At 64.6% G+C, this 14,152-nt stretch carries 13 protein-coding genes; 2 read left to right on the top strand and 11 right to left on the bottom strand.

Features of this window, described 5'->3' with window-relative positions:
• Nucleotides 1-43: 43 nt before the first annotated feature.
• The 5 genes from VKR55_RS19815 to VKR55_RS19795 form a co-directional block, all read right to left on the bottom strand.
• A complete protein-coding gene (locus tag VKR55_RS19815) occupies nt 44-979 on the bottom strand; it encodes a glycine--tRNA ligase subunit alpha (RefSeq protein ID WP_324405874.1) in 936 nt (311 codons plus the stop codon).
• Between the two features lie 120 nt (nt 980-1,099).
• Entirely contained in the window at nt 1,100-1,291 is a 192-nt protein-coding gene (locus VKR55_RS19810; RefSeq protein WP_324405873.1) for a hypothetical protein, read from the bottom strand.
• 105 nt (nt 1,292-1,396) lie between these two features.
• Nucleotides 1,397-2,254: a S49 family peptidase gene (locus tag VKR55_RS19805; RefSeq protein ID WP_414642400.1), complete on the bottom strand. Its 858-nt coding sequence runs from the start codon at nt 2,252-2,254 to the stop codon at nt 1,397-1,399.
• A gap of 289 nt (nt 2,255-2,543) precedes the next feature.
• Nucleotides 2,544-3,311, bottom strand: a complete 768-nt coding sequence (locus VKR55_RS19800) for a tRNA1(Val) (adenine(37)-N6)-methyltransferase (protein ID WP_324405869.1) — start codon at nt 3,309-3,311, stop codon at nt 2,544-2,546.
• Entirely contained in the window at nt 3,304-3,531 is a 228-nt protein-coding gene (locus tag VKR55_RS19795) for a putative signal transducing protein (RefSeq protein ID WP_324405868.1), read from the bottom strand. The genes VKR55_RS19800 and VKR55_RS19795 overlap by 8 nt, the downstream gene beginning before the upstream one ends.
• A gap of 132 nt (nt 3,532-3,663) precedes the next feature.
• Between VKR55_RS19795 and VKR55_RS19790 the strand changes: the two genes are divergently transcribed.
• A complete protein-coding gene (locus VKR55_RS19790; RefSeq protein WP_324405867.1) occupies nt 3,664-4,674 on the top strand; it encodes a polyprenyl synthetase family protein in 1,011 nt (336 codons plus the stop codon).
• Nucleotides 4,675-4,801: 127 nt separating this feature from the next.
• On the opposite strand, the gene VKR55_RS19785 is transcribed toward VKR55_RS19790, so the two are convergent.
• The 3 genes from VKR55_RS19785 to VKR55_RS19775 all read right to left on the bottom strand — a co-directional run bounded on the left by VKR55_RS19785 (nt 4,802) and on the right by VKR55_RS19775 (nt 9,407).
• The gene (locus VKR55_RS19785) at nt 4,802-5,680 is read right to left on the bottom strand and encodes a 4-(cytidine 5'-diphospho)-2-C-methyl-D-erythritol kinase (RefSeq protein WP_324405865.1); all 879 of its coding nucleotides are present in this window, start codon (nt 5,678-5,680) and stop codon (nt 4,802-4,804) included.
• A 29-nt stretch (nt 5,681-5,709) separates the two neighbouring features.
• Nucleotides 5,710-7,512 (bottom strand): tetratricopeptide repeat protein, encoded by a 1,803-nt coding sequence (locus tag VKR55_RS19780; protein WP_324405863.1) that lies wholly within the window; start codon nt 7,510-7,512, stop codon nt 5,710-5,712.
• 236 nt (nt 7,513-7,748) lie between these two features.
• The gene (locus VKR55_RS19775; protein ID WP_324405861.1) at nt 7,749-9,407 is read right to left on the bottom strand and encodes an electron transfer flavoprotein-ubiquinone oxidoreductase; all 1,659 of its coding nucleotides are present in this window, start codon (nt 9,405-9,407) and stop codon (nt 7,749-7,751) included.
• A gap of 117 nt (nt 9,408-9,524) precedes the next feature.
• Between VKR55_RS19775 and VKR55_RS19770 the strand changes: the two genes are divergently transcribed.
• Complete coding sequence (locus VKR55_RS19770) at nt 9,525-10,349, top strand: uracil-DNA glycosylase (RefSeq protein ID WP_324405860.1); 825 nt, start codon at nt 9,525-9,527, stop codon at nt 10,347-10,349.
• A gap of 22 nt (nt 10,350-10,371) precedes the next feature.
• On the opposite strand, the gene VKR55_RS19765 is transcribed toward VKR55_RS19770, so the two are convergent.
• From VKR55_RS19765 to VKR55_RS19755, 3 genes are all read right to left on the bottom strand, one after another.
• Nucleotides 10,372-11,880, bottom strand: coding sequence for a glycosyltransferase family 39 protein (locus VKR55_RS19765; RefSeq protein WP_324405858.1), 1,509 nt, complete (start codon nt 11,878-11,880; stop codon nt 10,372-10,374).
• 98 nt (nt 11,881-11,978) lie between these two features.
• Nucleotides 11,979-12,737: a ribonuclease HII gene (locus VKR55_RS19760; protein ID WP_324405856.1), complete on the bottom strand. Its 759-nt coding sequence runs from the start codon at nt 12,735-12,737 to the stop codon at nt 11,979-11,981.
• Between the two features lie 154 nt (nt 12,738-12,891).
• On the bottom strand, nt 12,892-14,055 hold the full coding sequence (locus tag VKR55_RS19755; RefSeq protein WP_324405855.1) for a PA0069 family radical SAM protein: 1,164 nt from the start codon (nt 14,053-14,055) through the stop codon (nt 12,892-12,894).
• Nucleotides 14,056-14,152: the final 97 nt, after the last annotated feature.

The following is a 14,152-nucleotide window of genomic DNA, read 5'->3' as shown; positions in this document are numbered from 1 at the left end:
GCGGGGATTTCTTCCGAGAACAGTTCGAGCAGGAGATCGGGCATCAGATGGCCCTTCCCGCGTCGGTATGCACCCAGGCCTCGCCGCAGGCCTTGGCGAGTTCACGCACCCGCAGGATGTAGCTCTGGCGCTCGGTGACCGAGATCACGCCGCGCGCATCGAGCAGATTGAACGCATGGCTTGCCTTGATGCACTGGTCATAGGCCGGCAGCGCCATCAGATGCTCCTTCTGATTGCCACCTTGGCGCCAGCCGGCTGCGAGATACTTTTTGCAGGCCTCCTCGGCCATCTTGAACTGCTCGAACAGCATCGCGGTGTCGGCATATTCGAAATTGTGCCGCGAATATTCCTGCTCGGCCTGCAGGAACACGTCGCCATAGGTGACCTTCTCGGCGCCGTCGCGGCCGTTGAAGTTGAGATCGTAGACGCGGTCGACGCCCTGCACGTACATCGCAAGCCGCTCGAGTCCGTAGGTGAGTTCGCCCGCAACCGGCGCGCATTCGACGCCGGCAACCTGCTGGAAGTAGGTGAACTGGGAGACTTCCATGCCGTCGCACCAGCACTCCCAGCCCAGGCCCCATGCGCCGAGCGTCGGGCTCTCCCAATCGTCCTCGACAAAGCGGATGTCATGGACTGCGGAGTCGATGCCGATGGCGGCCAGCGACTTCAGGTAAAGCTCCTGAAGGTTTCCCGGCGACGGCTTCATGATCACCTGGAACTGGTAGTAGTACTGCATGCGGTTCGGATTTTCGCCGTAACGGCCATCCTTGGGCCGGCGCGAGGGCTGCACATAGGCCGCGTTCCACGGCTTTGGCCCGAGCGCGCGCAGCGTCGTCGCGGGATGGAAGGTGCCGGCGCCCATTTCGATGTCATAGGGCTGCAGGATGACGCAGCCCTGCTCCGCCCAGAACCGCTGGAGCGCGAGGATGAAGCCCTGGAACGAGCGATCCGGGCGCATATGGGGAGGCAGCGTATCCATCGTCGCAACAGGTCTCGCGAAAAAGCGGGTAAAGAGCGCGGGACCGTATCGGCGGCTGGAAAAGGAATCAAGGTAATGGCGGCGCCAAACGTCGCCGAAGCGAAGCCGAAATCCGCTTGATTAGCCCGGCCGGTAGGCGCCGGTAACGGGGTCGCAGCGAAGCGTCTTGATTTCGCTCGCTTGCGCGGCTTCCGCGACGCGGCCCATGCGCAGCTCCTCAAGCTCCTGGTTGATCCGCTGCGCCGTCTTGTAGGCCCAGCGCATCACCGCGAGCCCGCCCAGGACGCCCGCAAATGCGATGAATGGCGGCATCGGTCGATCCTCTATCCGTCTGGCCCCCTGTCCATATTCTCGCCCATGGCCGGGTACGGCGCAATCCAACATATTCGTGACCAAATAGCGCGGGCAGGTCCCCCTTCAAAAGCCGAATCGAGCCCAAATCGCCCGTGTTTCCAGCGCCGAAATCAGTTCCTCCGGCAGGCCGGCAGACATATCCAGCGCAGCCAACGCGCCCGCTCCTGGGGACCTTCGGCCCAGCAGCCCCGCCAGCAAGCCACTGGCGGGAGCAATTACAGGGGTCAGCACCTTCTCGCCATAGCGGGCCCTGAGCGTCGAGCGCAGGTCGCCGATGCCATCCGCCAGGCCAAGCGAGACCGACGTCTCGCCGGCCCAGTATTCGCCGGTGAACAGCACGTCCTCGGCGCCCTTCAGGCGCGCGCCACGGCTCTGCTTCACGAGCGCAATGAAGATCGCGTGGATCTCACGCTGGATCGCCTTCAGCCGCGCCACATCATCGGGATCCTCGGGGAGGAACGGATCGAGCATCGCCTTGTGCGAGCCCGCGGTATAAAGCCGGCGCTCGACGCCGACCTTCTTGATCAGTTCGGTCATGCCAAATGACCCGCCGACCACCCCGATCGATCCCATGATCGAGGATGGATCGCAGAAAATCTCGTCGCCCGCGCAGGCGATCATGTAGCCGCCGGACGCCGCGACGTCCTCGACGAACACCAACACGGGCAGCTTCTTTTCCGCTGCGAGCTGACGGATGCGCAGGTAAATCTGACGCGATTGCACCGGCGAGCCGCCGGGCGAGTTGATCAGGAGCGCCACCGCCTTGGCGTTCTTCATGGAGAAGGCGCGCTCCAGCATCTTGGCGACGCCGGCGAGTGTCATCCCTGGCCGGAGCGGCGTGACGGCACCGATCACTCCGGTCAGCCGCACCACGGGAACCACAGCGACTCCGCGCCTCAGGCGCGCTGGAAGCATCGCCATGCCGCGGTCGACCAGGCCCGCCCAGCCACCGCGAACTTCCGCTCGATCACTTATTCGTTCCGTCATGCCGTTACCTCGATTTGACCACTTTTTATCACGCCACTGTCAACCCTTCGACCGGAACACCGATTGCATTCAATTGTTTGGCTGGCTGCGACGATGCAGCGGAGAAAGACATGAAAATCTATTTGCTGATCATGCTGATCGGTACCCTTCTCGCTGCAGTTCGCTTCACGCCCGCACGGGAACAGCGGTCGAAATCGCTGCAGCAGTAGACGCCGCGCTCGCTTCAGGGCTTCGCCAGCGGCAGAACCTCGCCTCCCGCTAACATGTCCGCGACCTCTTTGTTGGGCACGCCCGTCTCCTCGTTGAGCATCAGCCCGGCGAGGATGCGCGTCGGCGCCCTGCCGCCCTTGACCGCGCGAACCAGCACGCGCATCGCAGGCTTGGTGGGATCGGCATGCACCGGCAGGATCGCAAGGCTCCCGAAGCCCCGCGCCAGCGCCGCCAATACATCCGAGAGCCCATCGGCGCGCCAGATCAGCGTAAGCCGGCCGCCGGATTTGAGCAGCCTTCGGCTTGCGCCAATCCAGCCATCGAGGGTCTCGGTATCGGCAACATGCGCCGAAGCACGCCCTGTGTCCGGTGAGGCACGATGCCGCATGGCATCGTTGAAGGGCGGGTTCATCAGCACGACATCGACGCTGTCCGGCTTCAGGGCGCATCGTTCGAAAGCTTCCGCGGAGGCGGTCACGTCGAGCACGAGGACATCGGCGGCGACGTTGTTGGCAGCGGCATTGTCGCGCGCCAGCGCTGCTAGCTGCGGATCGATCTCGACCAACCTCAGCACGATCCCACCGACGCGTCTGGCAAGCGCCAGTCCGGCGGCGCCGACGCCGGCACCGAACTCCACCACTTGATCTCCCGCCTCAACCGCGGTCGCGGCCGCCAGCAGCATGGCGTCGTGGCCGGCGCGGTGGCCCTTCCTTGGTTGGCGCAGGCGCAATCGTCCGCCGAGAAAGAGATCCTCGGTGATGCCGGTCAAATGCTCACTCATCGGGCCTTAGTTCGTGCGACAGCCCGGCGTCGACGAGGACCTGCCGGGCCGCGTCGACGTCGTCGTCATGCACCAGTATCCGCCGCGGCAGGATGCCGAGCGAGCCTTCAATGATGCTCATGTTCTGGTCGGCCACCAGGTGATCGATATTGGCGCCGTCGAGCAGCGCACCGATCGCCGACACCAGCACGATATCGTTGGTCCGAACCAGTTCCCGCAACTTGCCGCACTCCTTCTTCAGCGCCGCCGCGTCGTCGGCCCCGAGGCCGCGCTGTCAACCGCAACCACGTACTTGCCGCACGCCCCTGCACTTTCTATTGTCGGAACCAGAATAGCAAATGTGGAGACCGGCGTGGCGGTTATTGTACCTTTCGAGAACCCTCAGGACGCCTCGATCGACCCGCTGGTCAAGCTCGTCGCCGCCGACATGGAGCGCGTCAACGCCACGATCCTGTCGCGGACGGGCTCGGACGTGACCATGATCCCGGAGGTTGCAAACCACCTGATCTCCTCCGGCGGCAAAAGGCTCCGCCCGATGCTGACGCTCGCCATGGCCCAGCTCGCCGGCTATTCCGGCGACGGCCATATCAAGCTCGCCGCGGCGGTCGAATTCATGCATACGGCGACACTGCTGCATGACGACGTCGTCGACGAGAGCGAGCTTCGGCGCGGCAAATTGTCGGCGCGGATGCTGTGGGGCAATGAGGCGAGCGTGCTGGTCGGCGACTTCCTGCTCGGCCAGGCGTTCCGCATGATGGTCGAGGTCGGCTCGATGCGCGCGCTCGACATCCTCTCGACCGCGGCGGCCGTGATCGCCGAAGGCGAGGTGATGCAGCTTGCCGCGGCCAAGAACACCGCGACCACCGAGGACGAATATCTCGCCGTGATCCGCGGCAAGACCGCTGAATTGTTCGCGGCCGCCTGCGAGGTGGGACCCGCGATCGCCAACCGGCCGAAGCCGGAGCAGACCGCCTGCCGTTCGGTGGGCATGAATCTCGGCATCGCCTTCCAGCTCGTCGACGATGTGCTCGACTATGGCGGCAAGTCGACCAAGCTCGGCAAGAATGTCGGCGACGATTTCCGCGAGGGCAAGATCACCCTGCCCGTGGTGCTGGCGTTCCGGCGCGGCAACGACACCGAGCGCGCCTTCTGGGTGCGGGCGCTGGAGCGCGGCGAGATCAAGGACGGCGATCTGGATCACGCCATCGGCTTGATGACCAAGCATCGCGCGCTCGAGGACACCGCAAGCCGCGCCCAGCATTATGGCGCGATCGCCGTCGATGCGCTGGCGCTGTTTCCAGCCTCGCCGATGCGCTCCGCGCTGGAGCAGGTCGTGGCGTTCTGCCTGGCGCGGTCGCATTAGCCCGAAGCGTAATCTAGTAGGGTGGGCAAAGCGAAGCGTGCCCACCATCCCGAACGACAAAGCGGATAGATCATGGTGGGCACGGCGCTTCGCACCTTTGCCCACCCTACAGACCGTGAGATCGCACCTAGCTCAGCACGCCCGCGTGCACCCACCAGTGGCGGTGATCGCGCGCAATCGCTTCAGATGCGGCTCGCGCCAGGGCGTCGTCGCCGAAAATCGCAAAGCAGGTCGCGCCCGATCCCGACATTCGCGACAACAACACGCCCTCGGAATCGCGGAGTGCAGACAGTACATCACCGATCACGGGCTGAATGCGGATCGCCGGCGCTTCGAGGTCGTTGGGGACGATCGATAGTGCGTCGACCCAGGCGCCGATCGACGCGCCGCCGCCCGGCCAGGCCGGCGATTCGATGACGTCGGCAGCACTGACCAGAAGCTCGCCGTTGCGCAAGCCGAGCGCGGTAAACACGTCCCTGGTCGCGACGGGGACGCGGGGATTGACCATCACGCAGGGTAGTTTCGGCAGGTTCAGCGGCAACAGGCTTTCACCAACGCCGGTCATGTCGCAGGCGCGCGAGGCAAGGCACACCGGCACGTCGGCACCGGTCGCGAGCGCCACCTCGTGCAGGCGCGCATCATCCTGCGCGAGCCCGTTCAATCGTCCCAATAGCCGCAACGCAGCCGCCGCATCCGCCGAGCCACCGCCGATACCGGCGGCCACCGGCAACACCTTTTCGAGCGTGAAGGCGCCCACCTTCAGGTCCGGCACGCGCTCGGAGAGCAGCCGCGCGGCCTTCAGCACCAGATTGTCCGCGGTCTCGCCACAGGCCTGCGCCAGCGGCCCCGTGGTCTTCAGCGACAGCGCCGATGCGGGATCAAGCGTCAGACGATCGGCGCAGTCGGCGAACGCGACCACGCTTTCGAGATCGTGATAGCCGTCGACGCGGCGCCCGACGACTCGCAGCGTCAGGTTGACCTTGGCCCGCCCCTCATCACTCAGCATCGGCGAGAAGCCCCCACCTCACTCGCTGATCAGCCGCCCTTGCCGTCCTCTTTGGCGTCGTCCTTCTTCTTGTCGGCGGCGGCCGCCGCCGCCGGCGGCGGTTCGTCAGTCAATCCTTTTTCGATCTTGGCCAGGATTTTCGGCAGGTCTTCCGGCTCCGGCTTGAGGTCGCGGGCATGGGCCCACTGGAACTTCGCCTCCAGCTTGCGGCCAACATGCCAATAGGCGTCGCCGAGATGGTCGTTGATGGTCGGATCCTCAGGCTTGAGGTCGACCGCGCGTTCGAGGTTCTTGACGGCGTCGTCGTAGTTGCCGAGACGGTAGTAAGCCCAGCCGAGGGAGTCGACGATATAGCCGTCGTCGGGACGCTGCTCGACGGCGCGCTTGATCATCTTCATGCCCTCGTCGAGATTGACGCCCTGATCGATCCAGGAATAGCCGAGATAGTTCAGCACATGCGGCTGATCGGGCTGCAGCTCGAGCGACTTCTTCATGTCGGCTTCGGCCTTCGGCCACTGATGCGAGCGCTCCTCGCAGATGCCGCGGTAATAGTAGTAGACGCTGTTGGCCTTGGCATTGTCGCTACCCTCGGGCAGCACGTCGATGCCCTTGGAATAGGTGTCGGCACAATCGGCGAACTTCTTGCGGCCGCGCTCGATATTGCCGAGCGCCATGATCCCTTCGAGGTCCTTCGGATCGGCGGCGACGACGTCCTTCAGGATCTTGATCGCCTCGTCGCTGCGGTCGGCCGCATCGAGATCGGTCGCGAGCTGGATCTGCGCGTTGCGCTTCAACGGCGAGTTCGCCGGCACGCGCTGATAGACCTTGATCGCCATCTGCGGGCGCTTCACCGTTTCATAGAGGTCGGCAAGCGACAACAGCGCGAGCGGATGGCTCGGCTGCAGATAGAGCGCAAGCTGCAGATAGACCAGCGCGAGGTCCTCGCCGCCGCGCCGCGTCAGCGTCGCGCCGATGCCGTACAGCGCTTCCGCCGCGCCGGCCTGCGGCGAATCGACCAGTGGCGGCAGCTTCTTGCCCGCCTTGGTCTCGCGCAGGCCTTCCAGCACCAGCGGATGGCGCGCGAGCTTCTTGTCGAAGGCCTCGTAGATCTCGGTCGCCTTTTCCTCGTCTTTGTTGCGCGTCAGCCAGTGCGCATAGGCTTCGGTGATGCGCAGCATGGAATCGTCAAGCTTGTAGGCCCGCTCGAAGCGCGCGCCGGCGTCCTTTTCCTTGCCTGACAGCTCCAGGATCATACCGGCATGGAGATCCTTGAAAATCGGATACCAATCGGGACCGGTCAGCTTGTCGATATTGGCCACGGCGGTCTTGGTGTCACCGGCGCCATAGGCGGCCCAGGCCGACAGCAGGGTTGCGACCAGGTCCGTGATGGGGCCGCGGATCGACTGGTTGATGTTGAGCTGGGCTGCGGCATATCTCTTCTGCTTCAGCGCTTGCACGCCGACCACGAGCCGCGCGACGCGGTTCGTCTTGTCGGTCGCCAGAATCCGGTCGGCGAGTTTCACGGCCTCGTCGATGTCGCCGTCGGCTACGGAGGAGATGAAGGCGCGATCCAGCAGCTCGTTGTTCTTCGGGTCGGAGCGCAGCGCGGAGCGATAGAACTCGGCGGCGGAAGCCGCGTCGCGCTCGACGCTTGCGTGGCGCGCGGCAAGATAGCTGCCCGAGGTCGTGAGCATCTTCAGCTCGTTGCGAGTCGGAAACTGCGTCGTGGTATCCGGATGCTCAGGCGTCTGCGCAGAAATCGAGCCGGGCATCACCAGCGCGGTCAGCGCAACGGCAGCAACAGTCCAGCGATTGCAACGAATGGAAAACATCACGGCTCGCTCTAGCTTTTGAGGAATTTTAAGGTCGTTTCGAATGCGAACCCCCGCGGCCGCATCAAACGCCGTTGGCGCGTGACAATGCCGTGTTTGCTGCCTAACCGCAAGGATTCGGGCGACATTTGATCGGACGCTCGAACCGTTCGCCGTTATCCCACAACCGCCGCAGTGTGGCCTTATCGTGGCCGACCGCTGCACCTCCGTATGTGCCTTGGCTCACGCAATCGTGCTCACATGGCCTCGTAGTTGGGCCCACCGCCCCCCTCGGGGGGAACCCAGGTGATATTGCCGTTGGGGTCCTTCACGTCGCAGGTTTTGCAATGGACGCAGTTCTGGGCGTTGATCTGGAAGCGCGGACCCGAGGCCTCCTCGACCCATTCATAGACACCGGCCGGGCAATAGCGGTTAGAGGGTCCCGCGAAGACGTCGTGCTCGGAGGTCTTCTGCAGGTTCATGTCCGCAACCTTGAGATGAACCGGCTGGTCCTCTTCGTGATTGGTGTTGGAGAGGAACACCGAGGACAGCTTGTCGAAGGAGACCTTGCCGTCCGGCTTCGGGTAGGCGATCGGCGTGTGCGCTTTCGCCGGATCGAGCGTCTTGCGATCGGGCTTGGCATGCGACTGGGTGCCGAACAGCGAGAAACCGAGCGTGTTGCACCACATGTCGAATCCGCCGAGCGCGACGCCGAGGATCGTGCCGAGCTTCGACCACAGCGGCTTGACGTTGCGGACGGGATAGAGGTCCTTGCCGACGGCGGAAGCACGCCAGGCATTCTCATATTCGACGAGCTCGTCATTGGCGCGTCCCGCGCCGAGCGCCGCGGCGACATGTTCGGCGGCGAGCATGCCGCTGCCGATTGCGTTATGCACGCCCTTGATACGCGGCACGTTGACGAAGCCAGCGGCGCAGCCGATCAGCGCGCCGCCGGGGAAGGTCAAGCGCGGCACCGACTGGTAGCCGCCCTCGGTGATGGCGCGCGCGCCATAAGACAGTCGCTTGCCACCTTCGAACACGGGACGGATCGCGGGATGCGTCTTGAAGCGCTGGAACTCGTCGAACGGCGACAGGTAGGGATCGTCGTAATTGAGATGCACGACAAAGCCGACCGCGACCAGGTTGTCGTCGTAGTGATAGAGGAACGAGCCGCCGCCGGTCCTGGTGCCGAGCGGCCAGCCGAAGGAGTGCCGGATCAGCCCCTTCCTGTGCTTTGACGGATCGATCTGCCAGACTTCCTTAAGCCCGATGCCGAACTTCGGCGGCTCGCTGTTGGCATCGAGCGAATATTTTGCGATGAGCTCCTTGGTGAGGCTGCCGCGCGCGCCCTCGGCAAACAGCGTGTACTTGCCGACAAGCTCCATGCCGCGCGTGAACGAATCCTTGTGCGTGCCGTCCTTCGCAATGCCCATGTCGCCGGTCGCAATGCCGCGCACGCCGCCCTTGTCATCGTAGAGCACTTCTGCGGCCGCAAAGCCCGGATAGATCTCGACACCGAGCGCTTCGGCTTTCCGCGCAAGCCAACGACAGACCTGGCCGAGCGAGCCGATATAGCAGTGATGACTGTGCATCAGCGGCGGCATGATGAAATTCGGCAGGCGGATCGCGCCCGAGGCCGTCATCCAATAAAAATGATCGTCCTTGACCTGGGTCTTGAGCGGACAATCGGAATCCTCGCGCCAATCGGCAATGAGCTTGTCCAGCGCGACCGGGTCCATCACCATGCCCGACAGGATATGCGCGCCGACTTCCGATCCCTTCTCCACCACGACGATGTTGAGGTCACTATTGAGCTGCTTCAGCTTGATCGCAGCGGACAGCCCGGACGGGCCGGCGCCGACGATCACGACGTCGAATTCCATGGATTCGCGCGGGGGTAACTCTTCGCTGCTCATGATCTCTGCTCAGCCCGGTTGGAAAACGTCTAACCTCCCCGTTGTTTCCGATTTTTGCCGAGAGGACAACCACCGAAATGCGTTTCATGAGCGCGCAAGGCGGCGTAAATTGCCGCGATGTCCCTGTCTCCGCCCGAGCCCGCCCCGACGCTCTCGCAATTGCTGGCCTTCTATCTGGAGGCCGGCGTCGATTGCGCGCTCGCCGAGGAGCCGATCAACCGCCTCGCCGATCCCGATCTTGTGCCCGCCCCCACGGCGCGCGAAGCACCGCAGACGCCGGTGGCGCGGCCGATGCCCGCCGCCCCCTTGCTCTCCGGTCTCGCCGAGCCGCCGCCCGCGCCCGACGCCGCAATCGCATCGGCCCGGGAACTTGCGCGCACCGCACCGACATTGGAGGAGCTGCGCGCGCTCATGGAAAAATTCGACGGCTGCGCGCTGCGATCGACTGCGACACGGCTGGTGTTCGCTGACGGCAATCCCAAGTCGCGGGTGATGTTCGTGGGCGAAGCACCCGGCCGCGACGAGGACATTGAGGGGCTGCCGTTTGTCGGCCGCTCGGGCAAGCTGCTCGATCGCATGATCGCCGCGATCGGGCTCGACCGCAGCAAGGTGTACATCGCCAACGTCATTCCCTGGCGGCCGCCCGGCAACCGCACGCCAACGCCGCAGGAGACGCTGGTGTGCCTGCCCTTCATCCAGCGCCAGATCGAGCTGGTCGATCCCGACTTGCTGGTGACGCTCGGCAATCCCTCGACCCAGACCCTGCTCGGCACCCGCGAGGGCATCATGCGCACCCGCGGGCGATGGTTCGATTACGACACCGGCACGCGGGTCATCCGCGCGTTGCCGACGTTTCACCCGGCCTATCTGCTGCGCTCGCCCTCCTACAAGCGGATGTCGTGGCAGGATCTGCGCACGATCGCGAAGGTGCTGGCGAAATAGCGACGTCATACCGGGGCCGATGCTACTTCCCTTTCGGCCGCACGATGGCCCAGCCGATCCTGAGCAGCGGCTGGCGGCCGTTCACCAGCCATTCGAAGGCGCGCGGCACTTCCGGCACCAGACCCGGAAAGCGCTGGGCGATCTCGGGCGGCGGCGTGCCGGCGGTGTCGGACGCGCGCCAGACCACGATGCCGCCGGTTTCGTTGAACTTTACGGGCGTCAGCCAGGGCGTGCGCTGGGGCGTGGCGTCGAGAAACAAATGCGGACGCGCGTGGTCGAGCGCGATCAGGCTCGCAAGCTGCGCGTCGCCCGCGACCGCGCGGAGCTGCTGATTGGTGCGGCGCTCAAAACTGTCGCCGAAGAACTGTGCGATCGATCGCGCCGGCAGCGAGGTTGCAACCTCGTTGCTGCCGGTCCACGGCAGGAACAGCGTCGCGCCGATGACGGACAGAGCGGGAATGACAATCGCCGCCGCCCACACCGTGCGCAACAGGCGCTGATGGCGCAAATGCAGGAGATCGCCCGTGGCGACGATGACGGCGAGCCCCGACATCAAAAGCGTGATGCCGGCGCCGCCGATGACGCCGTCGAGGTTGAACAGACCCGAGATCAGGCTGCCGGCAAGTGGCGGTGCGATCGCGAGGAAATAGACGAAATTGCGCGCCAGCGGATCCACCGGCGGCCGATAGATGATCGGCGCTTCCTCGCTCGAGCGGTTGAGCAGCGGCGTGTTGAGCGCGACCAGGATCGCAATCCCCACCATCGCGAGCAGCAAGCCGCCGAGAAGCCATGCCCAACTCAAGGCCCTTGCACTCAACGCGGCCAGAGCGGGCAAGGCCGGCATGACCAGGACGTTGGCGCGGATCACCCAGATCAGATATGGCAACGCGAGCACTGCGATCACGAGCAGCGCGAATAACGGATCGAACGACATCAGCATCCGCCGGCCGCGCTCGGTCGCGACCGCGAAGCCGGCAAGGAGCAGCAACAGGCCGATCGCGGCCGACGTCGTGAGCAGCAACAGACCGGCCTCGATCGACCAGGCGAACCACACATTGCGGCGGTTCTGGCCGATCAGTTGCCAGGAATGGAACAACAATAGCGCCCAGAGCGGCCGCGCCAGCACGAGCGGCCCGAACGCGAGGCTCGATGAGGCGAACGCCGTGACCGTCATGGTCAGGAGCACGGCGAGCACCGCGTGCTGGCTGCCGACGATGGCGCGCGCCAAGAGAAAGAGGAACCAGAAGGTCGCAACCGAGCAGAGCTGCGCCAGGACGTAGACGCCAAACAGATGATTGCCCGCCACTCGAAAGGCGATGTCGGCAAGCCAAAGCGCCAGCGGCGGGCCGAGATCGGTGCCGACCTGGTACTCCCGGCCAAAGGCAAGCACGGTGGCGACATTGCCGGGCGGGCTTGCGTAGAACAGAAGCGGCACGATCAGCCAGAGCGCCGCCTGTAACAGCACGACGATCCAGACCACCAGCCGCGGCCGGGCCCGGATCAATTCGATAACAAGCGAGGTGAAACGCATGAAACGCCTAAAAACCCCGAACCCGCCCGTGTAAGCCGGCGTCATCCATCCCGCATGTTTGATAAAGCGCCGAAGCCGCGGAAGCAACTAAACTTAGGCTAGACCTGATTGGCGGCGGAAATCTCGGCTTCGATGGAGGTGTCGACCGCAGCGAACAGGTCGGCCTCGCGCTCGACTGTCCAGGGCTGGTGCTTTGCGCGCGCGGCGACCACTGGCGCGAAGAAGCTGCGATGATGCGCGGACGGACCGAGCCGATCGAGCGCTTCGAGATGGTCGGGAACGGCATAGCCCTTGTGCTGCTCAAATCCGTAACCCGGGCAATCCTGCGCCAGCGCGCTCATCAGCCGGTCGCGCGTCACCTTGGCGATGATCGAGGCGGCCGCGATCGAGACCACCATGCCGTCACCGCCGATCACAGCATCGCATTCGCAAGGCAGCGCCAGCTTGTCGCGGCCATCGACGAAGACATGCCTGGGCATCTCGGGCAGCGCGTGCACGGCGCGCGCCAGCGCCCAGAGCGACGCACGCAGGATATTGTCGCGATCGATTCGCGCCGGCGAGGCGAAGGCGACCGCAAAGGCGGAGGTTGCACAGATCTTTTCGAACAGCTCCTCGCGCTTCTCGGCGGTGAGCCGCTTGGAATCGTCAATTCCCTTCGGGATTCGGTTGGGATCAAGCACGACGGCGGCCGCCACCACGGGACCCGCGAGCGGACCGCGGCCGGCTTCGTCGCAACCCGCCACCGGCCAGATGCCGCGCTTGAACAGCGCGCGCTCGCGCAGAAAGGTCGGCGGCGCAACCGCGATCACGCCCTTCGGCAGCTTGGCGTCTTTCTTTTCCGGCTTGTCTCGACTCATGCCGGGATGGTGCTGAAACGAATGCCGCCGCGCAACCGGGAACTTTGGCGCGCAACGCGGCTTTCACCGCTCTCAACAGCGCCAGGGCGAGCGTCAATCGCGGAACCCACGGCTGCGGGCTCTTACTCATGGATATGTCCCTCGACTGCAAACTTCAGAACAAACTGAGCTGCTGCCCGCCGCCTTTCGGCTTCACGAAATGATCCGTCGTCAATTTCGAACGGCGCTTGTTCAAGCCGAGCTTCTCGCAGGCGATCTCGAAGCGCCGGCCGATCATCCAGGCCATCGGCCCGGTCCCTTTCATGCGCGTGCCCCATTGCGAGTCGTAGTCACGCCCGCCGCGCATGTCGCGGATCAGCGTGAAGACGTGGCGATAGCGGTCGGGATAATTCGCCATCAACCATTCGCGAAAGAGGTCGCGCACCTCGAGCGGCAGCCTGAGCAGAACGTAGCTTGCCTCCCTGGCTCCGGCATGGGCTGCGGCATCGAGGATGCGCTCGATCTCGCTGTCATTGAGTGCGGGGATCACCGGTGCCACCATCACCGTGGTCGGAATGCCGGCTTGCGCGAGCAGCTTCAGCGCCTCCAGCCGCCGCGGCGGCGTCGGCGCCCGCGGCTCCATGGTGCGCGCAAGCTGCGGGTCCAGCGTCGTCACTGATATCGCGACCTTGGCGAGATTGCGCTTGGCCATCCGCGAGAGAATATCGATGTCGCGGGCGACCAGTGCGGATTTGGTGACGATGCCGACGGGATGGCCGGCGCGCTCAAGCACCTCCAAAATGCCGCGCATGATTTTGCGCTCGCGCTCGAGCGGCTGATAGGGATCGGTGTTGGTGCCGATCGCGATCATGCGCGGCTCGTAATCCGGCGCGGCCAGCTCCTTCGCCAGCATCGCCGGCGCGTCGGGCTTGGCATAAAGGCGCGATTCGAAATCGAGCCCCGGCGACAGACCGAGATAGGCGTGCGTCGGCCGCGCGAAGCAGTAGACACAGCCATGCTCGCAACCGCGATAGGGATTGATGGAGCGATCGAAACCGATATCGGGAGAGTCGTTGCGCGTGATCACTTTTCGCGCAGTGTCGATCTCGACCGTGGTCTTGAACGCCGGCAACTCGTCAAGGCTCTGCCAGCCATCGTCGAACGCAACCCGCGCCTCGGCCTCGTAGCGGCCGCTGGCATTGGATTGCGCGCCGCGCCCGCGCCGCCGCTCGCGATCGATGGCGACCGCAAGTTCAGGAAAGGGCGAAGGCGCACCCGCCGGTTCGGAGGGCGCCGTGACCGGCGGGTGCTTGAGGGCATGAGAGGATGCTCGACTCATGGCTCCTAAATAACACGCCATTAGAACAAATCAAGAACATTCGACTCCGGGGATGGAATGTGATCGAGCGCCGTGGTTAACCGGCTTGCCCGGAAAA

The organism is Bradyrhizobium sp. (assembly GCF_035309285.1).
GTDB lineage: Bacteria > Pseudomonadota > Alphaproteobacteria > Rhizobiales > Xanthobacteraceae > Bradyrhizobium.
The sequence above is the reverse complement of the archived record's forward strand: the minus strand, read 5'-3'. Positions and strand labels throughout refer to the sequence as shown.

Excerpts from the sequence above, each read along its gene's own strand:
- VKR55_RS19805 (WP_414642400.1), bottom strand. The coding sequence starts at position 2,254 with ATGGCGATGCTTCCAGCGCGCCTGAGGCGCGGAGTCGCTGTGGTTCCC.
- VKR55_RS19770 (WP_324405860.1), top strand. The coding sequence starts at position 9,525 with ATGTCCCTGTCTCCGCCCGAGCCCGCCCCGACGCTCTCGCAATTGCTG.
- VKR55_RS19800 (WP_324405869.1), bottom strand. The coding sequence starts at position 3,311 with ATGAGTGAGCATTTGACCGGCATCACCGAGGATCTCTTTCTCGGCGGA.
- VKR55_RS19810 (WP_324405873.1), bottom strand. The coding sequence starts at position 1,291 with ATGCCGCCATTCATCGCATTTGCGGGCGTCCTGGGCGGGCTCGCGGTG.
- VKR55_RS19760 (WP_324405856.1), bottom strand. The coding sequence starts at position 12,737 with ATGAGTCGAGACAAGCCGGAAAAGAAAGACGCCAAGCTGCCGAAGGGC.
- VKR55_RS19765 (WP_324405858.1), bottom strand. The coding sequence starts at position 11,880 with ATGCGTTTCACCTCGCTTGTTATCGAATTGATCCGGGCCCGGCCGCGG.
- VKR55_RS19775 (WP_324405861.1), bottom strand. The coding sequence starts at position 9,407 with ATGAGCAGCGAAGAGTTACCCCCGCGCGAATCCATGGAATTCGACGTC.
- VKR55_RS19785 (WP_324405865.1), bottom strand. The coding sequence starts at position 5,680 with ATGCTGAGTGATGAGGGGCGGGCCAAGGTCAACCTGACGCTGCGAGTC.
- VKR55_RS19755 (WP_324405855.1), bottom strand. The coding sequence starts at position 14,055 with ATGAGTCGAGCATCCTCTCATGCCCTCAAGCACCCGCCGGTCACGGCG.
- VKR55_RS19780 (WP_324405863.1), bottom strand. The coding sequence starts at position 7,512 with ATGTTTTCCATTCGTTGCAATCGCTGGACTGTTGCTGCCGTTGCGCTG.
- VKR55_RS19815 (WP_324405874.1), bottom strand. The coding sequence starts at position 979 with ATGGATACGCTGCCTCCCCATATGCGCCCGGATCGCTCGTTCCAGGGC.